We start from the raw sequence: 24,049 nt of genomic DNA, 5'->3' as shown, positions 1-24,049 counted from the left end.
TCTGCGACCCGGAATCCGGCGACGTGTGCGTCATTCCGGAAACGACCTCGATCTAAGAAGGAACGCGACATGAATTCCAGATACCTCGGGGCGACGGGCATCTCCGTCTCCGACACCGCGCTGGGCACGATGAACTTCGGCGGTTTCGGCAACACCGATCGGGCCGAAGTCGCGCGGATGATCCATACCGCGATCGACGCGGGGATCTCGCTCATCGATACCGCCGACCGTTACGGCGACGGAGAATCCGAGCGAATCGTCGGCGAGGCCATCCGCGGTCGTCGCGACGAGGTGGTGCTGGCGACGAAGTTCGGGCTGCCGGACACCCCGGACGCCAATCGTCGAGGCGCCTCCCCACGATGGATCCGTCGCGCCGTCGAGGCGAGCCTGCAACGGCTCGGCACTGATCACATCGATCTCTACCAGCTGCACCGCTACGACTGGAACACCGGTCTCGACGAAACCCTCGGAGCTCTCTCCGATCTGAAGAGCGCCGGGCTCATCCGTGCTTTCGGGCACTCGATGTTCCCCGCCGAGAAGATCGTCGAGGCCCAGTGGATCGCCGACCGTCGCGGCCACGCGCGCTTCGTGACGGAACAAGCGCGCTACTCCCTGCTCAACAGACGAGTCGAGACGTCCGTCCTTCCCACGGCGCGGCGTTACGGCATGGGTGTTCTGACGTTCAGCCCGCTGGCGAACGGGTGGCTGAGTGGCCGTGATCTGTCCGAGAACAGCCGTGCGCGCCTCAGCCCCGGCATGTTCGACCGTGCCGATCCCGCCAACGCCCGCCGGTGGCGCATCGTCGAACAGCTGAAGGACGTCGCATCCCGGGCCGGCATGACTCTGCCGCACCTGGCGACGGCCTTCGTGCGCGTTCATCCCGCCGTCACCGCCGTGATCGTCGGACCACGGACGCCGGCGCAGCTCGATGACCTCATCGTCGCAGCCCAGACCACCCTCACCGCTGATGTCCTCGACGCCGTCGACGCGATCGTGACACCCGGGTCGGAGACCCTCCCTGCTGACTATCTCACCGACCCGCCCTCGCTGACCGACCCGACACAGCGTCGCCGCTGACCCCTCCTACGAAGAAGAGATATGCCCACCATCGCCATCATCGGAGCCGGTCCCGGACTCGGCCTCGCCCTCGCTCGCACGTTCGGCTCGAAGGGCTTCAGCGTGGCCCTCATCGCACGCAACCGAGAGAAGCTCGATGCCCTCGTCGACACTCTCGCGGGAGGGGGCATCACGGCTGCCGCGTTCCCCGCCGACGTTCTGGATCGACCCTCCCTCACGGCCGCCCTCGAGGCGGTGGCGGAACGATTCGGGGGCGTCGACGTCCTCGAGTACTCACCCGCGGATGCCGCCTCCGGACCGCTCGCCCCCGTCGACGTCCGCAATGCCGCCCCCGAAAACGCCCAGCCCCAGATCGAGTACTACCTCTACGGCGCGATGACGGCAACGGCAGCGGTTCTGCCGGCGATGGTGGCTTCCGGCGCGGGGACCATCATCGTCACCACGGGCGCAGGCTCCATCTATCCCGTGCCCATGTTCGGAAACATCACCCCCGGCGGTGCTGCTCTGCGCAACTGGGCGCTCAACCTGGGCCACGCGCTCTCTGCGGACGGGAGTGGCGTGCACGTCGCCCATGTCGCCATCGGCGTCTGGATCACGGACCAGGCGCCCGAGGGCGTGGCCAGTATGACCGCGGACGAGATCGCGCCCCTGTATTGGGAGCTCGCCACGGACCGGGCGGTACATGAACTCGTCGTCCGGAAGTAATCCACGAACCATAGAAGGCACACCTCGTGATCACCCTCCTCGTGCTGGGCGGCAGCGGCCGCACCGGAAAGCACGTTCTCACCCAAGCGGTCGAACGCGGTCACCGCGTCCGCGCCCTCGTGCGCAATCCTGACTCGGTCTCGGCACCTGCGGGCGTCGAGCTCGTGGCGGGGACGCCCTCCCGCATCGACGACATCCGCCGTGCGGCAGACGGTGTCGATGCGGTGGTGAGCGCCCTGAACAACTCCCGTGCGAGCGACAACCCCTGGGCGAAACCCGTCAGCCCGCCCATGTTCATGACCGACGCGACACGCGACACCCTCACGGTGATGAACGAGAACGGCATCCGCCGTCTCTCCGTCGCCTCCACCCTGGGAGCGGGTGACTCCTGGCGCACCCTCAACCCCCTGTTCAAAGGACTCATCAAGACATCGGGGATCCGTCACGGCTACACCGATCACCACGGCGTCGACGAGGTGGTGCGCGCCTCGGATGCGGAGTGGGTGATGGCTCGCTCCGTCGCCCTCACCGACGCGCCGCCGCGTGGGCCGCTCCGGGCCGCTCTCGCCGGCGCGGAGAAGCCGGGGCTCAGCATCAGTCGCGTCGAGGTGGCGCGGTTCCTGCTCGACGCCCTTCAGGACGACACGTGGCTCCGGCAGGCGCCACTGATCTGGAATCAGCGCGCGCCTCGGGATGCCTCGACTCGAACCCCTCTGTCTGGAAGGAACTGACGCATGGTGATCGCCTATTGGATCGTTGCCGGTCTGCTCGCCCTCGCCTATCTTGCCGCCGGCGCGCAAAAGGCTTTCCGCGCCCCTGCCGCGCTCGTGGCCTCGGGCATCGGGTGGGCCGGCGACGTGCCGCTGTTGGCCGTCCGAGCGATCGGGATCGTCGAGATCCTCGGCGCGATCGGTCTCATCCTGCCGCCCCTCGTGGGCGTCGCACCGATCCTGGCTCCCCTGGCGGCCGTCGGGCTCGTCCTCGTCCAGGTGGGTGCGGTGGTCTTCCATCTTCGCCGCGGGGAGAGCAAGGTTCTGCCGATGAATCTCGTCCTCCTGCTGATGGCCGTCGTCGCCGGTGCCCTCGGCTTCATCCTCTGGACGTGATGGGCGATCGCGCTCGCCCGGCGACACGGCGAGGGCGGGTCCCCGGGACGCGGGTGGAGAACCCCTGGCGCGTCGTCATCACCGGTGAGAAGCTGACCCCGCGCGCCACGACGTCCGCGCGAACACGAGAGAACGGAGTCCTTCATGTCGACCACGGACAACACGCAGCTCGTCGTCTCGTTCTACGAGCAGGCGTTCAATGCCGGTCAACCCGAAGAAGCCGCCGCGCGAGCCCTCGGCGAGACGTATACCCAGCACAACCCCGGTGCGCAGGACGGGCCCGCCGCCTTCATCGGATACACGCACTGGCTGCGCGGACAGTTCCCCGATCTTCACCTCGACATAAAGCGTGTGATCGCGGACGACGACATGGTCGTCACCCACAGCAACCTCCACCTCGCCCCCGGCGATCGGGGTATGGCCGTCGCGGACTTCTGGCGTCTCGAGGACGGCAAGATCGTCGAGCACTGGGATGTCGTTCAAGAGGTGCCCGAGGAATCGGCGAACGACAACACGATGTTCTGATCACCCGCACGGGGGCCGGCTGACCTGCGCACGGTCGACGACGCGTTCAGCTGTTTGAACGCCCCCCTCCGGAGATGGCGGGGGAGGCGGGGCGATCGACCTCGTGAAGCGTGAGGGGTGCGCGGTGGCGGTGCAACGCGCTTGTCGTCACGCGCGGGCGCGTCCATCCGGCCCGCCGATCACCTGCATCACGATGGCCGATGAGGAAAACCATCCGGTCCGGATAACGTAGAAGTGAAACGATTCACATCGCGGTGACTCTCCTCCTCACGGTGCCGGCGCGCGTAGCAGCCGTCGAACTCTTCGCCCGGCCCCGCGGAGGCCTGGACGCCGCGGGACTCCATCCAGCGAAGGATCAGCGCATGAGGAAGACGCCGCCCGTTGTCACGCGACCGAATGCGCGGGTCTCCCGTCGAGTGCTCGTCGCCCGTGCGGTGCTGGTGGGATCGCGCGCATGATCGCGCTCACGAACCTCCGTGTCGAGCAGATGGAACGGCCGATCGGCCTGTGGACTCGGCATCCGCGATTCTCCTGGTGGATCGATGCGGGGGAGGAGACGGGGCTCATCCAGACGGCCTACGAGCTGGAGATCGAACACGCGGGGGGCGCCGCATGGCGGACGGGTCGCATCGAATCACGCGACTCGGTGCTGGTCGCCGTCGAGGGGTTCTCGGCGCGCTCCGCCACGGCGTACCGCTGGCGCGTCAGATGCTGGATGAACGCCGCGACCGAACCCACCGCCTGGGCCGAATCGAGCTTCGAGACCAGCCTGCTCGACGCGGAAGACTGGCGGGCGCGTTGGATCGAACCGCGTCAGCTGCCGGTGCGCCCCGACGGTGCGGCGACTTTCGCGGAGCTGTTCAGCCTCCGCATCGACACTCCCCCCGAGGAGCGCCTCCTTCCCACCCCTTATCTCCGCCAACGGTTCCGTGTGGAGGAGCAACCGGTCCGCGCGCGGCTGTACGCGACGGCTCACGGCATCTACCACGCGGAGATCAACGGCGCGCCGGTGTCGGATGAGATCTTCGCGCCGGGCGTCGAGAGCTACGACATCCACCTGTCGTTCCAGACCTTCGACGTCACCGACCGTCTCGCGGTGGGCGAGAACGTCTTGGGCGTCGTGCTGTCCGACGGATGGTACGCCGGGCGGGTCGGCATCCTGGGATCCAGTCGCGGTTACGGGGAGACGTTGCAGGCTCTCTGGCAGCTCGAGGTCGAGTACCCCGGTGACCGCCGCGAGACCATCACCTCGGACGGGACGGTGGTCTCGTCCACCGACGGACCCATCCGCTACGCCGACCTCGCGGTGGGAGAGCTCTACGACGCCCGTATCGCGTGGGACGGCTGGAGTACGCCCGACTTCGATGACACCGCGTGGGAACCCGTGGCGGTCGTACACGCGGAACAGTCGCTCCTCCCGTTCGTCGGTGAGCCGGTCCGACGCGTCGTGGAGGTGCCCGCGGAGCGGATCGTGCGGACCCCCGCCGGGGAACGCGTCGTCGACTTCGGGCAGGTGATCGCCGGACGCGTGCGGTTCCGGGTGCGGGGAGAACGCGGGAGCGTCGTCCGCCTGGAGCACTCGGAGGTGCTCGACCAGCACGGCGACTTCTTCGCCAACATCGTCGGACCGAATAAGGACCAGACCGACGTCTACATCCTTCGCGGCGATCCCGAGGGCGAGACGTGGGAGCCGGCGTTCACCTTCCACGGATTCCGGTACGTCCGGATACAGGGATTCCCGGGTGACGCGAACCCGGAGGACTTCACCGCCGTCGTGACGGCATCCGATCTTCCGGTGATCGGACACCTCGAGACATCCGACGCGCGTCTGAACCGCCTGCACGAGAACGTGCGGTGGAGCCAGCGCGCGAACTTCCTGTCGATCCCGACGGATTGCCCCCAGCGCGAACGATACGGCTGGACGGGCGATCTGCAGGTCTTCGCCGAGACGGCCGCGACGAACATGTCGGTCGGCCCTTTCCTGACGCGGTGGCTGCGGATCATCCGTGACGACCAGCTGCCCGACGGGCAGATCATGAACATCTCGCCGAGCCCGCCGCAGCTGGATCATCTCCTGGACGGACCGCCGCCGAGCTACGACGACGCGATCATGCTGCTGGCGTCCTCGGCGGGATGGGGGGACGTCATCGCGCTCGCCCCTCTCGTGCTGTTCGAGCACTTCGGCGATCGCCGGGTGCTGGCCGAGAACTACCCCGCGATGGTCGCCTGGACGCAGTACCAGATCGAGAGCGCGCGCTCCGGTGTTCCGCCGCGCCTGCGCGAGGCGTCCCTCACCCCCGCCGAGCGGGAGCGGCAGCGCGCGCTCTGGAACAATCAGCCCAACTTCGGCGACTGGCTCGCCCCCAGCACCCTCCGTGGCCCGGACGCGAGCCAGATGAACGCTCCGCGGCGCACGGGTGAGGTCATCGGTTCGCTCTACCACGGGCACCTCCTGGACGCGATGGCGCGAATCGCCGACATCCTTGACCGTCCGGACGACCGGGATCGCTACGCCGCCCGCGCCCGCGCCGCACGCACGGCGTTCGCCGAGGAGTACATCGACGCCGACGGTGTCATCCCGGGCGGACTCCAGGGGCCGTACGTGGTCGCGCTCGCGTTCGACTTCGTGCCCGAGCGGAAGAAGGACGCCGTCGTGGCCCGGCTCATCGAGCTCATTCACGAGGCCGAGGACCACCTCGACACGGGGTTCCTGTCCGTGGCCTTCCTGCTGGACGCCCTGTGGGAGAACGGGCATCGCGACCTGGCGTACACCCTCCTCCTGCAGGACACCGCGCCGTCGTGGCTGTACCAGGTCGATCGCGGAGCGACGACCATGTGGGAGGGCTGGGAGGCGATCACACCGGACGGGACCGTGACCGACCTCTCGTTCAACCACTACGCGTTCGGCTGCGTCGACGACTGGTTGTACCGCCGACTGGGTGGTCTGCAGCTCGAATCGCCCGGATACCGGGAGTCCCGCGTCGCTCCCGACGTCGAGGGACCGCTCACCGGCGCCGCGGCCCACATCGACACGCCCTACGGGCGGCTGGCGTCGCGGTGGTCCCGGCGTGCCGACGGACACGTCGAGATGGAGGTCGTCGTCCCGGCGAACACGACGACGACGATCGAACTCCCGGACGGTGCGCGCAACATCGATGTCCACGGAGCGGCCGCCGGCCCGGCGAGTGGCGGGCGCATCCGGAGCGGTTCCGGCGTCGTGACGGTCGCCTACGACCTGACGACGGTGACCCGCGACCCCGGGAAAGAGGCCGGGTCCGCTCTCACCGCGCCTCGATGAACGCCCGCACCGCGGCCGCGGCACCGGGAGCAGCACGATACGTGTGCTCGGCCGCGGGGAAGAAGCCCTCGCGCACCTCGCGCGCGTACGTCTCGACACCCTCCACCATCGCGTCGCCGAGAGCGGCGTAGCGCTTGACGAAGACGGGGGCGCGGCCCTCGGTGATGCCGAGCAGGTCGTGCTGGACGAGGACCTGTCCGTCGGCGTCTCCCGCGCCGATGCCGATGACGGGGATGCGCAGTGCCCGGCGGATCTCGGCGACGACATCGGCGGGAACGGCCTCGATCACGATCGCGAACGCTCCGACATCCTGCACCGCGAGGGCGTCACGGGCCACCCGGATCGCCTCGTCGTCGGTACGCCCCTGGGCTCGGAGGCCGCCGAGTGCGGTCGCGGTCTGCGGGGTCAGGCCGACGTGGCCGACGACCGGGATGCCGGCCTCGACGATCGCCCGCAGGCGTGACAGGCGCGAAGGGTTCGCGCCCTCGATCTTGACCGCGTCGGCGCCGGCCTCGTGGACGAAGCGGACCGCCGTCGCGACCGCCTGCTCGTCGCTGAGCTCGGTCGTCCCGAACGGCAGATCGCACACCACGAGCGGGGTCTGCACCGCTCGGCGCACGGCTTTCGAGAGCGTCAGCATCTCGTCGAGGGTCACCGAGGTGGTGTCGGGGTGTCCGAGCACCACCTGTGCCCCGGAGTCACCGACGAGCACGATGTCGACTCCCGCGCGCTCGGCCACGCGGCCCGACGGGAAGTCGTACGCCGTCACCATGACGACCGGCGTGCCGGCTTCGGCGAGCTCGCGGAGGCGGCGGAGCGTGACCCGGGGGCGCGTCACGACACACTCCCGGTCACCGGGACGAGATCGTCCACGCCGAGGACCACGTTGTCGATGAGTCTCACCTCTCCCACCCGGACGGCGAGCGCGAGCAGCGCCGGGGTCTCGGCCGTCGCGATCGGCTCGAGACTGTCCGCGTCGACCGCCTCGACGTACTCGGGTTCGAGTCCCGCCCCGGCCAGTTCGTCGCGCACGACGGTCGTGAGGCGGTGAGGATCGCGGATGCCGGAGGCGAAGGCATCCTGTGCCGCTCGAAGCGCGCGCGGGATGACGGCCGCGACATCGCGCTCTTCGGCCGAGAGCCGGGTGTTGCGGCTGGAACGCGCGAGACCGTCGTCGTCGCGCGAGGTCGGGCGCGCCACGATCTCGACGGGGATGCCGAGATCGCTCACCATGCGGCGCACGACGACGACCTGCTGCGCGTCCTTCGCGCCGAAGTACGCGCGGTCGGGCTGCACCGCGAGGAGGAGCTTGGCGACGACCGTGGCGACTCCGTCGAAGTGCGAGCGGCCGCGGACGGCGCCCTCCAGCGTTCCCGTGATCGCCCCGGCGACCGAGACGCTCGTCGCGAAGCCCGCGGGGTACATCTCGGCGGGCGAGGGGGCGAACACGAGGTCCGTGCCGGCTTCAGCGGCCAGCGCGACGTCGGCTTCTTCGGTGCGCGGGTAGGCGGCGAGGTCGGCGGCCTCGCCGAACTGCGTCGGATTCACGAAGATCGACAGGACCACGGTGGCGTTCTCGGACCGCGCGGTGCGAAGGAGCGAGAGGTGGCCCTCGTGCAGGGCACCCATCGTCGGCACGAACCCGATCGTCTCACCGCGGTGGGGGGAGAGGGCCGCGCGCAGGTCTGCGATGGTGCGCACGATGCGGATGCTCATGAGGTCGTCTCGATTCCGGTTCGTTGCGTGGCGGCGAGGTCGCGGGTGGCGTCGACGAGCGCGTCGAAGAGGGCCAGACGGTCCGGCAGGCGCTCGCTGATCGCTCGGCGCTGCCGCGCGATCGTGGCCGCGTCGCCGCGGGAGACCGGTCCGGTGAGCGCGGCCGCGGCTCCGCGATCCGCCCAGTTGTCGACCGCGGCCCGAACGAGGGGGACGAGGGCTTCCCGCTCGACTCCCGCGGTCGCCGCGAGCTGCTCCGCCATCCCCTCGAGAGTGACCAGGAAGTTCGCCGCGATCGAGGCGGCCGCGTGGTACGCCGCGCGGTCCGCGTCGTGGACCTCGACGCCCGTCATCCCCAGGACGTCCGCGAGGGCGGAGGCGATCGCGGAGGCCCCCGGCGAGGTCGCCGAGAGGGCGGCCGTGACGCCCGCGAACGATGTCCCCGCGCCGGTGACCGTCATCAGGGGATGGATGCTGAACGCCTCGTGCGGGTGCAGGACCGACAGGTCGAGCGAGCCGGAGAGGTGGCCGACGACCCGGCCGGGCGCGATCGTGCGCGCGGCCGACGCGATCTCGGCATCCGGAACGGCGAGGAGGACGATCCCCGCGTCCGCGCCGGACTCGCCCCGCCCCGCGGGGCCCGCGACGGGGACCCCCGCCTCTTCGAGGGAGGGGACGAGCGCACGACCCATCCGGCCGTCGCCGACGACGAGGAGGGGCCCGGAGAGCGTGAGGGCGGAGGGGAGGGGCTGCGGTGTCATGTGCGTGGGGTGACAGCCGCGGAGGCGGCTTCGCCGTTGTCAACCGTACTCGCTCGCGCCACGCTCGAGCTCGCACCGCTTTTCCGAGATCGAAGACGCTCGGGGCCCACCGTGCGCGGTCTCGCCGACCGGACGCGATATCGGTGACGAGGGCCGGTCGCGCGGACGCGGGCGGCCGGATCAGCGCGCCGTCGACAGGCCGGCGACCAGCAGTGCCGGCTCGACGTGCCGGCCGGGTGCGTACTCGGTGCCGCCGATCACGTCGGCGAGATAGTTGGCCGCGCGATCGCCGAGGGCGCTCAGACGAAGATCGATCGTGGTGAGACTGTTGTCGTCCTGGCCGGTGAGGCCGGCGAGATTGTCCATGCCGGTGATCGCGACGTCGGTGGGGACGCGGATGCCGGCCTCGGCGAGGACCCCGGCGACGGCCGTGGCCATCGTGTCGTTGCCGCAGCACACGGCGTCGAACTCCCGACCCGAGGCGACGAGACGCTGGGCGGCCTCGCGGCCCCAGGCCTGCGACCAGTCGCCGCGGTGGACGAGTTCCGGATCCAGCGCGAGACCGGCGTCGGAGAGGGCGTCGGCCAGCCCGGTGAAGCGGTCGCGCGCGGAGCGGTCCTCGTCGGAGGCCGTGACGTGGGCGATGCGGCGGCACCCGATGGAGACGAGGTGTTCGCCGGCGAGGCGGCCCGCGCCGTAACCGTCGTGGAGGAAGGACGCGTCCTCGGCGTCGTCGGAATGGCCGTACGCGTAGACCACCGGCACGGTGAACCCGGCGCTGACGGAGTGGATGTCGGAGCTGGATCCGTCGCCGATGACGAGGAGGCCATCGATGTTGCGAGCGCGGAGCTTGCGCGCGGTCGCGGCGAACAGGGCGCGGTCGAGGTGCGCATCCGACACGAGCACCGAGAGGTCGCGAGCGCCGAGGGCTGTGGTCGCCCCGGTGAGCACCGGCATCGTGAAAGCGCCGGGCGCGTTGACCGTGAGCACCCCGACAGTGGCGCTGCGTCCCTGGGCGAGGAACTGGCCCAGGGCGTTCGGCTGGTAGTCGAGGCGCTTGGCGACGGACAGGATGCGTTCGCGTGTGGCATCCGAGACCTTGCCCTGCCCGCGCAGCACTTTCGACGCCGTGGGGACGGAAACTCCAGCCAGCGCCGCCACGTCGCGGAGAGAGATCGCGTCTTTGGCCATTGCGGATCGAGTTTAGGGGGTCGGAGCGTCGATGCCACGGACCCGCAGGACCACGCGCGAGCGCACCGTTTCGCCGGGTGCGATCTCGATCGAGCCGAGTGCGTTTCGAGGGTGGGCGTAGGGATCGGAGGAAGGCTCGAGGCCGACGGCATCCACCGCTCCCCACCACGGGAAACCGGTCGATCCGCGCCGCTCGCGCCAGACGAAGAGGCGGGGGAACAGATGCGGGTCCCAGGTGAGATCCAGTCGTAGCTCCCCGGTGATCCGGAGGGAACCCGCGGCACCGGAGACGTCGTCGAAACCGCCGGAGGGCGCCGCGGCCACGGGGATCTCGCGTTCGCCGGTGCCTACCGTGCTCGCGCCGTCGAACAGGTCGCCGGCGAACGCCGGGTGCTCGGCCCAGCCGATGCGTACGGGGGTCGCGGACGCGTTGCGCACGGTGGTGTCGAGGCGGAGCTCGTCGTCGATCAGCGCGGCCGTCCGGTCGATCTCGAGGGAAACCGTGCGCAGGGTCACGCGCGCGCGGCACGACGACCGATCGCCGGCGAGCATCCAGGTGCGCCAGGCGGCCTCACCGTGGAACGGCTGCGGCGGCTCGACCTCCGCGGGCGGGTCGCCGGCGCGGGGGAGCAGGACGTGCCAGCCGCCCGGGTAGCGCCGGTGCCACTCTCCGCTGGAGTCGGGCAGAGCGAAGGCATCGCGCGGCTCGTCGGCCCAGGGGGTGGTGGCGAGGATCTGACGCCCCGTCGGCAGGTGCGTGAGCGAGGCGATGCGCGCACCCTCGGGGTCGATCTCGGCGCGCAGGATGCCGCTGGCGATGACGACGCGACCCCCGCTCATGCCGCGACCTCGTCGAGTCGTTCGCGCGTCGGGAAGCCCGTGTGGTCGCCGGGATCCGCGACCACACGCGCGGCACACCACGCCCCGCGGCGAAGGGCGCCGTCGATCGGCCGTCCCTCGAGGACCGCCGTGATCCACCCGGCGGCGAAGGCGTCGCCCGCGCCGACGGGGTGATGGGGCGGCGGGATCTCGACGGCCTCGGTGCGGTGCACGCCGGTGTCATCGGCCGCCAATGCGCCGCGGCGTCCGAGCTTCACGACCACGGTGCGCGGACCGCGCGCGAGCAGCGCCTCGAGAGCGCTCTCGGGGTCGTCGAGGCCCGTGAGCACGCGTGCCTCCTCCTCGTTGCACAGCAGCGCGTCGACGTGTTCGATGACGTCGTCGACGGCGTCGCGAAGCCCCGCATCGTCGATCAGCTGGGGGCGGTGATTGGTGTCGAGCGAGACCGGGATGCCACGGTCCGCGGCCCCGCGGAGAGCTTGTTCGAAGAGCTCGCGCGGTCCCTCGCCCAGGGAGGGCGTGATGCAGGACGCGTGCAGCCAGTCGATGTCGTCGAGCCGGACGCCGTCGAGATCGGCGGCGGTGAGCCCGGCGGCGGCGGAACCCGACCGGTAGTGCTCGCTGCGGACCAGATCGTCGGTCAGACGCTGCTTCACGATCAGCCCCGTCTTCCCACCCGGCACCTCGCGGATCGCTGCGGGGGAGATGCCCTCGGATGCCAGGGTCTCGCGCACGAGCCGGGCGAAGGCATCGTCGCCGAGGCGTGACATCCACGTCGCCCGGTGGCCCAGGCGCGCCACTCCGACGGCGGTGTTCAGCTCGGCCCCCGCCACCGCGATGTCGGAGGGGGCGCCGTCGTCGACGAAAAACGTCGCGAGGGCCTCCCCGAAGGTGAAGACGTGACCCATCAGCCCGCGTCCGGAGAGCCCGCGTCCGGGGAGTCCGCGCGCGGGGAGTCCGCGTCCGGCGCGAGACCCCGTACGACGTACAGGGCGTCCCCGGGGAACTCGGGCTGCTCCAGCCGCACGCCGTCGGCCGTCGAGGTCCAGCGAGCGGCATCCGGTCGACGCGCCGCGAGGTCGTACACGCGGACATCGAGGTCGGGCGTCGCGCGACCGCGCAGCGTCAGCGCGAAGGCCGAGGGGGCATACACGGCGACCACGCCCTCGGGCGTTCGGCCCGCGATCGCCCCCGAGGGTTCGGCGCGGAGCAGGTCGGCATCCCCGTCCAGGCCCCATAGCCTTTCGTCCTCGACCACGCGGCGCAGGAACGACACGTCGTCGGCGCCGGGGAAAGCCGCGGCGACCGAGAAGGGGAAGGGGTGGCCGTGCACGTCGCCCGCGGCGAAGTCCTCACCCCGACGGTGCCACGACCACACGCCGTGCGCGCCGTAGCCGAGTCCCGCTGCGGCTCCCGCGACGACGCCGGTCCAGCTCGCGCGCCGCACGTCGGCCGCCGAGTGCCGCTCCCGCCCGGCGAAGCGACCTAGCCCCTCGTAGCAGGGCTCGAGGTTGATGATCGGGCGGTCGACGTCCATCGCGCGGTAGTACCGGGTCAGCTCGGCGGGGAGGGTGTCCCATGCCTCGTTGTGTCCCGACTGCAGCCCGTGGAAGTCGATCAGGTCGCCGTCGGCGATCGCGGCGGGCATGCGCGCGGTCGGGGTGTCGTGCCAGGTGACGAGCTGCTCGGGTGCGAGCTCTCGCACCTGTGCGGCGACGGCGCTGTAGCGCGCGAGGGCGGTGTCGTCGTTGAGGTCGTCGTCGCCCGAGACGATCCAGATGGGATCGAAGCGCGCGAAGCGGGCGACCGCCTCGGCGACATACGAGCTCGTCTGCTCGGCATCCATCACGTGGTCCGGGGTGAGACCCGCGCCCCACGTCCCGGGCACGAAGTTGTTCCACAGCAGCACGAGCATCGGGGTGAAGCCGTGCGCGCGGGCGGCGGTCAGCACGCGCTCGGCATCGTCCCAATACGCGGGGTCGCCGGCGGCGAAGTCGATGCGGCCGTCGCGGATCGCGTACGGCGAGCGGGTGCCGGTCGAGCGGTCGTGCTCGATGGGCAGGATGCTGAACAGCAGGGCATTGAACCCCTGGCGACGCCGACGCTCGAGGTGATCGAGCCACTCGTCGGGGCTCGCGCCCCCGAACGCGGCCCACACGGTGTCGGCGAGCAGGAACGTCGGCTGTCCGTCGCGCAGCAGCCAGCGCCGCGACGGCGCGAGGGTCCAGGACATGCGGGTTCTCTCCTCGAGAGGGACGGGGACGGTCACGGGGCGATCAGCGCTCCGTCGGGCGCGCGCACTTTCGCGGCCCACGCGTCGTGGCCGGAGAGCCCCGCGGGGAAGCGGGCGGCGGCTTCCTCGTCGACCTCGATGCCCCACCCGGGAGCATCGTTCGGGGTCAGCCAGCCGTCGACGATGTCGATCATCCCGGGGAAGACCTCGTGCGTCTGCTCGTTGTAGACGTGCCCCTCCTGGATGCCGAACGCCGGCGAGGTGACGTCGAGCGCCACCGCGGCCGCCACTGCGAAGGGCGAGGCGTCGCCGGGGGAGTGCCAGGCGGTGCGCACACCCTCGATGTCGGCCAGCACGGCGAGGCGCCGCGCGGCGCTCACCCCGCCGACGTCGGAGAGATGCGCGCGCAGGTAGTCGACCTGGTGCTCCCGGACCAGCCGCGCGGCATCGGTGAACGAGGTGGCCAGCTCGCCGACGGCGATCGGGACGGGGGAGGCCCGGCGGACCTCGCCCAGGCGGTGCCAGTGCTCGGGGGCGAGGACGTCCTCGACGAAGAAGGGTCGGTAGGGCTCGAGGCTCCGGGTCAGGGTGACGGCCTGACTCGGGCTCAGGCGGGAGTGCACGTCGTGCAGGAGCTCGACGCCGTCGCCGAGCTCCTCCCGCACGTGCGCGAAGAGTCGGGGCGTGGCGACCAGGTAGTCCTCGACCCGCCACCCCGCGGCGTGCTTGGCCCACGCGAAATCCCCGGGAAGCGGGGGCGCGCCGTAGTGCCCGGTGCCTCGCTGTCCGACCTGAATCCGCACGTGACGCTGCCCGGCGGCGATCAGCTCGCGCGCGTGCGCGGTCGTCGCTTCGACGTCGGCACCCTCGGCGTGCAGGTACGTGTCGGCGGCGGCACGGACCCGTCCGCCGAACATCTCGTACACCGGCATCCCTGCCCTCTTGCCCGCGATGTCCCAGAGGGCCATGTCGAGGCCGGAGAGCGCGTTGTTGCCGACCGGCCCCTCGCGCCAGTACCCGGTGAAGCGCACGAGCCGTGTGAGGTCGTCGATGTCGCCCGGGTAGCGGCCGATCACGAGCGGACGCACGTGCTCGAGAAAGGCCACGACGGCCTTCCACCGCTGGGTGAACGTCGCGCAGCCGTAGCCGTAGAGTCCCGGCTGGTCGGTGTCGACGCGCACCACCACGAGCGGGATCCCCTCGGGGGCGGTCACGATCGCGCGAATGTCGGTGATACGGACGTTCTCGCGCGGCAGCCAGGGCTGCGGGAAGGTGGTGTCGGTCTCGGCGAGGGTCATCGTTTGCTCCTCATCAGGGACGCTCTTTCGGTGGCGGTGCCGTCGTGGATGGATTCGCTCGGCTCGAAGCCGAGCAGGTCGCGGGCCGCGCTCGTGTCGACGAGCGCGTCGCGACCGGCGACCGGACGCGAGAGCACGGTGCCCGGGGCGTAGCGCGCCACGAGCTCAGCCGAGTCGACAGGCAGCAGGGTGTCGGCGGCGCTGAGGGGGATGACGGGCGCGCCGACGACCTCGGCGTCGAGGGCCCGCTGCACCGCCCGCGTGGCGTCGTGCATCGTCAGGTAGGCCCAGCCCTCGCGGGCCAGCCGCGCCGGGTCGTCCTGCACGTCGCGAGCCGCATCGCGAAGGACGTCGGGCCATTTCACCAGGGGGAAGCGCAGGGCGACGACATCGAGACCGTAGCGACGGTGCGCGTACGCGGCGGTGCGCTCGTCGACGAGCTTCGAGAGCGAGTACGCGTCGGCGATGTCGGGCGGAGTGTGCACGTCCAGCGGGAACGCCGGGGGGAACGCCCCGTGGGGGTTGTTCGGGTATCCGATCGCGTTGATGCTGCTGGCGATGACGGCCCGGCGCACGCCCCTCTCTCCGGCGCGGGTGAGCACGGTGAAGGTGGCGGCGGTGTTGACGCGGAACACGTCGATGGGGGTGCCGAGGCTGGGGTGCGGGATCGCGGCGAAGTGGGCGACGGCGTCGACGTCGTCCATCGCTCGGTCCACGACCTCGGGCGAGGTCGCGTCTCCCTCGATGAGGCGGTCGGCCGGGTGGGGCGACGCGAACGACAGCGACAGGGCGGTGACGGCGTGCCCGGCGGCGACGAGACTCTCGCTGACCGCGCGGCCGATCTCTCCGTCGGCACCCGTGACGAGGATGCGGCTCATCCCTTCACCCCTCCCGCCATGCTGGCTCCCCGCAGGAACTGGCGCTGGAAGATGAGGAACAGCGCCACCGGGATGATGAGCGACAGGAACAACGCGGCCATCTGCACGCTGAGCTCGGTCTGATCGGCGAGGCGCGGGAGAGCGACGGACACCGGCTGGTTGTCGGGCGTGGGCAGCACGAGCAGCGGCCAGAGGTAGTCCTTCCACGAGGCGACCACCGTGAGGAGCCCGACGACGCCGAGGATCGGTCGCGCCAGCGGCAGGACGATGCTCCACAGGATGCGGAGGGGCCCCGCCCCATCGATACGGGCGGCCTCGTACAGGTCGGCCGGGATCGCCTCGAGGAAGCGCGCGATGATCAGCACGTTGAAGGCCGTGGCGCCCGCCGGCAGCCAGACCGCCCACCACGTGTCGATGAGCGAGAAGCCGAGGATCGGCAGTTCCCGGACCGTGAGGTACAGCGGCACGAGCGAGACGATCCCGGGGATGAAGAGGGTGGCGAGGATCGCGCCCGAGAGCACCTTGCCCCACCGGGGTCGCAGCACGGTGATGACGAAAGCGGCGGTCGTCGACACGAGCAGCGTCGTCACGACCGAGCCGGCCGCGAGGATCGCGGTGTTCGTGAGGTAGTGGCCGATGCGGCCGCGCTCCCACGCGATGCCGAGGTTCTCCCACTGCACGACGCCGCTGGAGAAGAACGAGAACGGGCCGCGGATGAGATCCTGCGTCGGCGAGATCGCCGCGAGGGCGAGCCAGAGGATCGGGCCGAGCCCGGCGACGATCAGCGCCGCGAGGACGAGGACGTGTCCGATCGTGAGGCTGATCCGCACGGAGGGGCGGGAGCGGTCGGCATCCGAGATGTTGGTGCGGGTGAGGGGCTCGGGGGCGTCGGCGGGGCGACGGCGGCCGAGGGAGAGCAGGCTCATGAGCGGCTCCAGCTGCGCGTGAGGCGGAAGTAGGCCAGCGAGAACAGGCCGAGGACGAGCGCGAGGAGCACGCTGAGGGCGGTGGCCGCGCCGTAGTCGACGCGGGTGAAGGCGTAGTCGTAGATCGTCATGAGCAGCGTCTTCGTCGCGCCCTGCGGACCGCCGCCGGTGAAGAGGAACGGCTCGGTGAAGACCTGCATCGTGCCGATGATCTGCAGCAGCAGCATCGTGCCGATGATCCCGCGCATCTGCGGAAGGGCGACGTGCCAGACGCGGCGCCAGATCCCCGCGCCGTCGAGCTCCGCGGCCTCGTACAGCTCGCCCGGAATGCTCGTGAGGGCGGCGATGTAGATGATGACCGCGGTGCCGGCTCCGGCCCAGGTGGTCTCGAGGACGATCGAGGGCATGGCGCTCGCCGGGGAGTTGAGCCACGGCAGGGGTCCGATGCCGACCCACCCGAGGACCGTGTTGAACAGGCCGTCCGCGTCGGGGGCGTAGAAGAACTTCCAGAGCAGGATCGCCACGACCGGCGGCACCATGACGGGCAGGTAGGCGAGGGCGCTGAAGTACCACGCGCGAGAGCGCATCTCGGAGATGAAGACCGCGAGGGCGAGGGGGATCGGGAAGCCGAAGACGATCGCGAGCACCGTGTAGAGCACGGTGTTGCCGGCGGCCTGGGGGAGACCGGGGTCGCTGAGGACGTATGCGAAGTTGTCCCACCCGACGAAGTCGCTCTGACCGGTGAGCACCACGCGCTGCACGCTCATCACGAGCGAGCTGAGGATGGGACCCCACGAGAAGTAGGCGTAGACGACGATCGCCGGGGCGGCGATGAACAGCGCGGTCAGGCCGGGGCGCCAGGGGCGTCGCCGGCGGGCGGTTCGCGCGGGGGTGGCGGCGGCTCGCGCGGCGGTGCGCGGACGCTCGTCGAGATCGGTCATGGACGTCTCCGGGGAGGGAGGGGCGGGCCGACGGGCGGCCCGCCCCGGGTGGTCGATCAGCGGCCGAGGCGCGACTGCACGTCGGTCTGGGCGGTGCTGAGCAGGGAGGAAATGTCGGCGTTCTGGTCGGTCAGGACCGTCTGGACGACCGTGTCGAGGGCGCCGTACACCTCTTGCGCGTTGTTGACCGGCTCCGCGACGACGGGGATGGATGCCGAGGCGTCGAGGTACGGGGTGAAGTTCGCGCTCGGCACGTTGATGTACTGCTTGATCCAGTCGAAGTACGCGGAGTACTGGTCGCTGTTGACGACGGGCAGTCCCGGCAGACCCGTGACCGAACCGGCCTCGTTCGACGCCTTCGCGTCGTCGACGGCCGTGCTCTCGTCGAGGAAGCGCTGCAGGTAGAAGAACTTCACCCACTTGACGGCCGCGGCCTGCTGCTCTGCACTCGCCTTGGGGTCGACGATCTGCACCGTGCCGCCACCGAGGGTGCCTTCGGCGCCCTTGAGCTGCGGCATCCCCCCGATCCCGAAGTTCTCGGCGGGCAGCTTCAGGTTCTGGACGATGTTGTAGTACGAGTCGCTCGCGCCGATGATCATGCCGATCTTGCCGGCGGCGAAGTCCTGGCCCTGGGTCGGGATGTCGTACAGCGTGTTCTCGGGCATGGTGCCGTCCTTCCACCGCATGTCGCTGATCAACTGCAGCGCCTGGGTGGAGGGCTTGTCGTCGAAGGTGGCCTTCGAGCCGTCCTCGTTCTCGACGGTGCCGCCGAACGAGTAGGTCATGCCGGTGAACTGCCACCCGCCGGTGTTCGCGGTGGTGAGGACGGAGAAGCCCGCGGCGCCCGTCGCGTCGTGGATCTTCTTCGCCGCGGCGCGCACCTCGTCCCACGTGGTGGGCGGGGAGTCGGGGTCGAGGCCGGCCTTGGTGAACAGCTCCCGGTTGTAGACGAGACCGAACGAGTAGGCGTTGGTGGGGATCGCGTAGGCGCGTCCCTCGCTGTTCTCGGCGAGCTTCAGCACCGTGGGGTTGAGGCTGTCGAGGAGGCCCTCGTTCTTCAGGGCGTCGGTGAGGTCGGCGGCCTGTCCGCGCTTGATGAGACCCGCGGGCTCGGTGAGCGGCACGCTCATGACCGTGGGCAGGCTGCCTCCGGCGGCGAGTGCCTGGAAGGTCGAGGCGTCGTAGCCGGTCTCGACCGGCTCGAGCGTGATGTCGGGGTTGGCCTGCTCGAAGGCTTCGACGCGCTTGTCGAAGTACGCGCGGTCTTCGGGGCGGTCGGCGCTGGGCCGGTCGCCGATCTGAATCGAGACTTTGCCGTCGGTGGTCCCCGTGGAGGGGGAACTGCAGCCCGCGAGGGCTGCGGCCGACAGGCCGCCGAGTGCGATCACGGCGACGACGGAACGGACACGTTTCGTCATTGAAACTCCTTGGCGAAGAGCGGAAGCAAGAGGGAAATCGCTTGCCCTGAGATGTCTAGCACCTCTCGAGCCGAGCGTCAAAGACAGATTCCGAATCCCCGTCTTTCTGTGTTTCGGCGGTTGACAGAACGTCGACCGTCTCTCAAACTACTCGGGGCAAACGCTTGCCTCATTCCGAATCCGCTCGACGAGGAGAAATTCGTGTCCCTCCCCCTCAGATCCCGGTCCCGGCGCGTCCGCGTGACGGCCGCCGTGCCGGTCGTCCTGTTGGCCGCCGCCCTCGCCGCCCCCGTGTCTCCGGCCGCCGCGGCCACCCCCACCGTCTCCCTCACTCCGGTGGTCACAGGAAATCTCTTCTCCGAGGGCGACGCGCCCCGGATCGGCTACGACACGGATGCGTCCGAGCTGTCGTGGCGCGTGTCCGACCCGACCGGCGCCGTCGTGGCCGAAGGCGATGAGGTCGCCGACGGCACCCTCGACCTCCCCACCACCGCGCTCGGCTGGTACCGGCTCGTCGTCTCGGTCGACGGGGGCGCCGCGAGTGCCGAGACGAGCTTCGCCGTCCTGCCGGATCGGGATGCCGCGGACTCCGCGACCGGACGGTTCGGCGCCGCGACCCACTACGGCCAGTCCTGGAGCACCGACTCTCTCCCCACTCTCGCGACGGGGGGATTCGCGCAGCTCCGCGACGAGGTCTACTGGAGCGAGGTCGAGACTCAGAAGGGCGTGTACGACTGGGCGCGTCCCCGCGCGGAGTTCCTCGACGCGGCACGCGACGCGGGCGTGCGGCCCCTGCTCCTCGCGGGTTACGGCAATCCCCTGTACGACGGGGGAGACGGCCCCGTCAGCGACGAGGCCGTCTCTGCCTACGCCGCGTACGCCGCCGCGATGGCGACGGAGTTCGGCGACCAGGCGTCGGGCATCGAGCTGTGGAACGAATGGGACCTGGGTTTGGGCGGCAACACCCACACCTCGCCTGAGGATTACGTGAACCTGCTCGCGGCGGCATCCCCGGCTGTCAAAAACGCCGCTCCCGGGCTGCCGGTCATCGGTCCCGCCGTGGCGAACCTGAACACCGACTGGCTCGAGCAGACCTTCCGCCTCGGGGCTCTGCAGTACGTCGACGGCGTGGTGCTGCACCCGTACAGCTACCCCGTCTCGGCCGACGCGCTCGACGACACGCTCACCCGCGTGGACGCCCTCGTGCGCGAGTACAACGGCGGCGTGAGCAAGCCCCTGTGGATCACCGAGCACGGCTGGCCCACCGGGACCAACGCGCGTGCGGTCTCGGAGCGCGAGCAGGCGGCGAACATCGCGCGTTCCGCCGTCATCTCCGCCGCGCACGACGCGGCGCGGTACTACGTCTACGACCTCGTGTCGGACGGAACCGACCCCGCAGAGACAGAGCAGAACTTCGGTCTCCTCCGCGCGGCCGACGACGCGCGCGGGGCCTACACGCCGAAGCCGGCCTTCGTCGCTTACTCGACGGCCGCCGCCCAGCTGGCCGGGGCGACCCCCGCCGGCCGCGACGACACCGTCGACGGGGTGCGGCAGTTCCTCTTCGACACCCCGGACGGCCCCCTGCGCGTGCTCTGGTCGGACGCGCCGCAGACCGTTCGCCTGAGCGGGGACACCGCCCTCGCGGTGACCGACGCGTACGGTCGCACCGACACCCTCGACGCATCGGGCGGCGACGTCTTCGTGAGCGTCGATGCCGACCCGCTCTTCGTACGCGGACCCGTGACGGGCACCGCCGCGACCGAGACCGCGCTGCGGCTCGACGCGGGAGTCGTGGGGGTCGATGTCGCCGGGCAGTGGAGCGTCGCCGGTCGCTCCGACGGTGCGTCGACCTCGTGGCGACTGACCCTTCCCGACGGGCGCTCGTTCACCCAGGCCACCGCCGGGTCCGAGACGACCACGACCGCCGTCACCGCTCCGGCTCCCCGCGAGACGGGGACGTACGAGACGGTGGCGCACGTGTACGAGGGCGACCGCGCTGCCGGCGTCCTGCGGGCGTCCACCGACATCGCGGAGCCCGTCACGCTCTCGGGCACCCAGGCCATCTCGGCGGACGGCGTCGACGTGCTGCGCCTGCGCCTCGCGAACGCCTCTCCGCGCGACCTGCCGCTGGAGGGGCTGTCGTACACTCTCGCCGGTACCTCGGCGCAGGCGGACGTCCCGACCACGCTTCCCGCTTCGGATGCCGTGACCGTCGACCTCCCTCTTCCCGACCTCACCGAGCGCCAGACGTTCTCGGCGGAGGCGATGGTCGACGGGACGACGGTGCGGGCGGAGGGGGCCGTCGCGCCACTGGTCATCGATGACGCCTTCGGCGCCGCGAAGCGGAGCATCACCGTGGACGGTGCGCTCGACGACCTCGGCGACCTCACTCCCGCGACCTTCGAGGCGGAGGGGACGACGACGCCGCCCACGTCCGACGACCAGTCGGCGCGGGCCTGGATCACCTGGGACGACGACGCCCTCTCGGTCTCGGTCGACGTCGTGGACGACGTGCACGATCAACCCGCGACGGGCGCGAACATCTGGCAGGGCGACTCCGTGCAGTTCACCGTGGCCGGTGGAGCGCCGGGCGCCGCGACCGCCTGGCACGAATTCGGCATGGCCCTCACCTCGGAGGGGCCCCAGCTCTACCGCTGGCTGTCCGTCGGGGAGGGCGCCGGGACCGTGCCGGGCGCGCAGGTCGCCGTCTCGCGCGATGAGGACACCCACCACACCGTGTACGAGGTCTCGGTCCCGTGGAGCGCCCTCGCGGGCGTCGACAGGGACGCGTCCCTGCTCTCGAGCGCGATCATCGTGAACGAGGCGGACGGAGACGGTCGAGACGGCTACCTCGCCTGGGGTGGTGGGATCGCCGCCGAGAAGGACTCGGCCCAGTTCCATCCCGTCCGGCTGCTCGCCGCACCGGATCCCGAGCCGGGCGAGGGTGGGGGCACCCAGGGAGACGGCGGCACCGCGCCCGTCGAACCGACTCCCGCTCCCGCCGTCGGAAGCACAGCGGCTCCGGACGCCTCGGGCGCTCTCGCCCGCACGGGCACGCCGTCGGTCGCCGGCCTGCTCCTTCCGGCCGTCGCCGCGCTCGCCCTCGGGGCGGGTGCCGTGCTCCTGCGTCGCCGAACGGCCCGGCGCTGATCACGACCCGGTGCCGCTCGCGCGGCGGCACCGGGTCTCGAAAGGACCCCATGATCGACCCCTCCCACGTCGCGGGGCTGCGCGTCGGGCGCCGCCGCGACGTCAGCGTCGGGAGCGAGCCACGGCCCCCGGTCTCGTGGATCGTCGATGCCCCCGCGGGGTGGACGGTGACCCGCGCGGAGATGCGTCTCGACGCCGCCGAACCGCTCGCGGTGCCGCCGAGCGGGGTGCTCGTCCCGTGGCCCTTCGACGACCTCTCCGCGGGGGAGCGCCGCGACCTGTCCGTGCGCGTGGCCGGTGCGGACGGCGAATGGATGCCATGGAGCCGGCCGATCACGGTCGAGGCGGTCTTCTTCCCCGGCGTGTGGACCGCTTCGCTGCTCGGCATCCGGGATCCGGACACCGAGGCCGCGCCGTTCGCCCTCCGACGCGAGATCGAGGTCGGTGCGACCGTGGTGTCGGCCCGACTCTGGGTGACGGCGCACGGGGTCTTCGACGCCGCGCTCGACGGCGTCCCGGTCGACGACACGGTGCTGGCGCCCGGGTGGACGTCGTATCGACACCGCCTCCCGCTCGTGTCGGTCGACGTCTCGCCGCTTCTGCGGCCGGGCTCCACGCAGGTGCTGTCGCTGCGGGTCGCCGGCGGATGGTTCACCGAGCGATACGGCTTCGGGGCCACCGCCGCCCGCTTCTATGGCGAGCAGGCCGCGGCGGGGGCCGTGCTCCGCCTGACGCACCTCGACGGGCGCGTGGAGGAGATCGGCCCCGATGATCGGTGGCGGCTGAACCATCGCACCGAGATCGTGTCGAGCGGACTGTACGCGGGTGAGCGCGTCGACTACCGCCGCGAGCAGCACGGGTGGCGGATGCCAGGGTTCGATGCCACGTCGTGGGAGACCCCGGCACCGATGCCTCCGCTGAGCGCGCCGACGGTCATCGATGTCGAGCCGGTGCGGCGCGTGCGCACGATCCGGCGGATGCGCGAGCTGCCGGCATCCCGTCCCGGGGTCGTCCTGCTCGATGTGGGTGAGAACGTCGTCGGGCGCGTGCGCCTCGTCGCCGACGGCCCGGCCGGGACCGTCGTGACCGTCCGCCACGCCGAGCTGCTCGAGGACGGCGAGCTCTGCGTCCGGCCGCTGCGCGCCGCCGCGGCCATCGACGAGTTCGTCCTCGAGGGCACGGGGGAGCGCGCGTGCGAGGCGGCCTTCACGTTCCACGGCTTCCGGTACGTCGAGATCGACGGCGGACAGGTCGACCCGGAGCGGGTGGAGGTCGAGGTGCTGCGGAGCGATCTGCGCCGCACCGGGTGGTTCTCGTGCTCCGACGAGCGGCTGAACCACCTGCACGCGAACATCGTGCGCAGCTTCGAGGGCAACGCGCTGGCCCTGCCGACGGACTGCCCGCAGCGCGACGAGCGGCTCGGGTGGACGGGCGATGCGCAGGTGTTCGCCCCGACCGCCGCGACGCTGTTCGACACGGACGCGTTCTTCTCCTCGTGGCTGCGCGACGTGCGTGCGGAGCAGGCGGACCGCGACGGACGGGTTCCGACCGTCGTGCCCGACCCCCTCGGTGCCCTCGGCGATGTGATGGCCGCCGGCTGGGGTGACGCGGTCACCGTCATCCCCGACGTCCTCGCTCGACGCTACGGAGACGTCGCGATCGCGGCCGAGATGCTGCCCGCGATGCGGGCGTGGGTCGATGCCGTCGCCGCGGCTGCCGGTCCCGGGCGTCTTTGGGAGACGGGCTTCCAATACGGAGACTGGCTCGATCCGACCGTCACACGTCCCGACAAGGCGAAAGCCGATCCGGGGCTCGTGGCGACGGCGTACTTCTTCCGCTCGGCAGACCTCGTCGCGCGCGCGAGCGAGCCCGGCGAGGCGGAGCGGTATGCGCAGCTGGCGCGCGAGATCGGCGAGGCCTTCCGCGCCGCGTACGTGACGCCCGCGGGGCGTCTGGCCTCCGATGCGCCGAGCGCGTACGCGCTCG

20 protein-coding genes are annotated in these 24,049 nt (G+C 71.0%); 8 read left to right on the top strand and 12 right to left on the bottom strand.

Annotated features, from left to right (window positions below):
- Positions 1-69 precede the first annotated feature (69 nt).
- The 6 genes from NS283_RS17040 (at position 70) to NS283_RS17015 (ending at position 6,711) form a co-directional block, all read left to right on the top strand.
- Entirely contained in the window at positions 70-1,077 is a 1,008-nt protein-coding gene (locus NS283_RS17040) for an aldo/keto reductase (RefSeq protein ID WP_058598045.1), read from the top strand.
- Between the two features lie 21 nt (positions 1,078-1,098).
- Positions 1,099-1,782 carry an SDR family NAD(P)-dependent oxidoreductase gene (locus tag NS283_RS17035; RefSeq protein WP_058598044.1) on the top strand — a complete coding sequence of 228 codons (684 nt, stop codon included), beginning with the start codon at positions 1,099-1,101 and terminating at the stop codon, positions 1,780-1,782.
- Positions 1,783-1,808: 26 nt separating this feature from the next.
- Complete coding sequence (locus tag NS283_RS17030; RefSeq protein WP_058598043.1) at positions 1,809-2,513, top strand: NAD(P)-dependent oxidoreductase; 705 nt, start codon at positions 1,809-1,811, stop codon at positions 2,511-2,513.
- A 3-nt stretch (positions 2,514-2,516) separates the two neighbouring features.
- On the top strand, positions 2,517-2,888 hold the full coding sequence (locus NS283_RS17025) for a DoxX family protein (RefSeq protein WP_058598042.1): 372 nt from the start codon (positions 2,517-2,519) through the stop codon (positions 2,886-2,888).
- Positions 2,889-3,032: 144 nt separating this feature from the next.
- Positions 3,033-3,413: a nuclear transport factor 2 family protein gene (locus NS283_RS17020; protein ID WP_058598041.1), complete on the top strand. Its 381-nt coding sequence runs from the start codon at positions 3,033-3,035 to the stop codon at positions 3,411-3,413.
- A gap of 454 nt (positions 3,414-3,867) precedes the next feature.
- A complete protein-coding gene (locus tag NS283_RS17015) occupies positions 3,868-6,711 on the top strand; it encodes an alpha-L-rhamnosidase (RefSeq protein ID WP_058598040.1) in 2,844 nt (947 codons plus the stop codon).
- On the opposite strand, the gene panB is transcribed toward NS283_RS17015, so the two are convergent.
- From panB to NS283_RS16955, 12 genes are all read right to left on the bottom strand, one after another.
- Positions 6,695-7,549 carry a 3-methyl-2-oxobutanoate hydroxymethyltransferase gene (gene panB, locus NS283_RS17010; protein WP_058598039.1) on the bottom strand — a complete coding sequence of 285 codons (855 nt, stop codon included), beginning with the start codon at positions 7,547-7,549 and terminating at the stop codon, positions 6,695-6,697. The genes NS283_RS17015 and panB overlap by 17 nt on opposite strands.
- On the bottom strand, positions 7,546-8,427 hold the full coding sequence (gene panC, locus NS283_RS17005) for a pantoate--beta-alanine ligase (RefSeq protein ID WP_081317479.1): 882 nt from the start codon (positions 8,425-8,427) through the stop codon (positions 7,546-7,548). Before panC ends, panB begins: the two co-directional genes overlap by 4 nt.
- The gene (locus tag NS283_RS17000; RefSeq protein WP_058598038.1) at positions 8,424-9,188 is read right to left on the bottom strand and encodes a Rossmann-like and DUF2520 domain-containing protein; all 765 of its coding nucleotides are present in this window, start codon (positions 9,186-9,188) and stop codon (positions 8,424-8,426) included. Before NS283_RS17000 ends, panC begins: the two co-directional genes overlap by 4 nt.
- Positions 9,189-9,368: 180 nt before the next feature.
- On the bottom strand, positions 9,369-10,379 hold the full coding sequence (locus NS283_RS16995) for a LacI family DNA-binding transcriptional regulator (protein WP_058598037.1): 1,011 nt from the start codon (positions 10,377-10,379) through the stop codon (positions 9,369-9,371).
- Positions 10,380-10,391: 12 nt separating this feature from the next.
- On the bottom strand, positions 10,392-11,219 hold the full coding sequence (locus tag NS283_RS16990) for a hypothetical protein (protein WP_058598036.1): 828 nt from the start codon (positions 11,217-11,219) through the stop codon (positions 10,392-10,394).
- The gene (locus NS283_RS16985) at positions 11,216-12,127 is read right to left on the bottom strand and encodes a sugar kinase (protein ID WP_058598035.1); all 912 of its coding nucleotides are present in this window, start codon (positions 12,125-12,127) and stop codon (positions 11,216-11,218) included. Before NS283_RS16985 ends, NS283_RS16990 begins: the two co-directional genes overlap by 4 nt.
- On the bottom strand, positions 12,127-13,452 hold the full coding sequence (locus NS283_RS16980) for an apiosidase-like domain-containing protein (RefSeq protein ID WP_058598034.1): 1,326 nt from the start codon (positions 13,450-13,452) through the stop codon (positions 12,127-12,129). Before NS283_RS16980 ends, NS283_RS16985 begins: the two co-directional genes overlap by 1 nt.
- 32 nt (positions 13,453-13,484) lie before the next feature.
- Entirely contained in the window at positions 13,485-14,750 is a 1,266-nt protein-coding gene (locus NS283_RS16975) for an enolase C-terminal domain-like protein (RefSeq protein WP_058598033.1), read from the bottom strand.
- On the bottom strand, positions 14,747-15,628 hold the full coding sequence (locus NS283_RS16970; protein ID WP_058598032.1) for an NAD-dependent epimerase/dehydratase family protein: 882 nt from the start codon (positions 15,626-15,628) through the stop codon (positions 14,747-14,749). The genes NS283_RS16975 and NS283_RS16970 overlap by 4 nt, the downstream gene beginning before the upstream one ends.
- Positions 15,625-16,554 carry a carbohydrate ABC transporter permease gene (locus tag NS283_RS16965; RefSeq protein ID WP_058598031.1) on the bottom strand — a complete coding sequence of 310 codons (930 nt, stop codon included), beginning with the start codon at positions 16,552-16,554 and terminating at the stop codon, positions 15,625-15,627. The genes NS283_RS16970 and NS283_RS16965 overlap by 4 nt, the downstream gene beginning before the upstream one ends.
- A complete protein-coding gene (locus NS283_RS16960) occupies positions 16,551-17,495 on the bottom strand; it encodes a carbohydrate ABC transporter permease (protein WP_058598030.1) in 945 nt (314 codons plus the stop codon). The genes NS283_RS16965 and NS283_RS16960 overlap by 4 nt, the downstream gene beginning before the upstream one ends.
- 56 nt (positions 17,496-17,551) lie before the next feature.
- On the bottom strand, positions 17,552-18,913 hold the full coding sequence (locus NS283_RS16955) for an extracellular solute-binding protein (protein ID WP_058598029.1): 1,362 nt from the start codon (positions 18,911-18,913) through the stop codon (positions 17,552-17,554).
- 201 nt (positions 18,914-19,114) lie between these two features.
- On the opposite strand from NS283_RS16955, the gene NS283_RS16950 reads away from it, so the two are divergent.
- Together NS283_RS16950 and NS283_RS16945 are read left to right on the top strand one after the other, a co-directional pair.
- Entirely contained in the window at positions 19,115-22,063 is a 2,949-nt protein-coding gene (locus NS283_RS16950) for a sugar-binding protein (RefSeq protein WP_058598028.1), read from the top strand.
- Positions 22,064-22,113: 50 nt separating this feature from the next.
- Positions 22,114-24,049, top strand: a 1,936-nt coding sequence (locus NS283_RS16945) for a family 78 glycoside hydrolase catalytic domain (RefSeq protein ID WP_058598027.1), incomplete at its 3' end; no start/stop codon positions are given.

The organism is Microbacterium testaceum (assembly GCF_001476285.1).
Taxonomy (GTDB): Bacteria; Actinomycetota; Actinomycetes; order Actinomycetales; family Microbacteriaceae; genus Microbacterium; species Microbacterium testaceum_B.
Note: the sequence above shows the minus strand (reverse complement) of the source record. Positions and strands in the feature narration are given on the sequence as shown.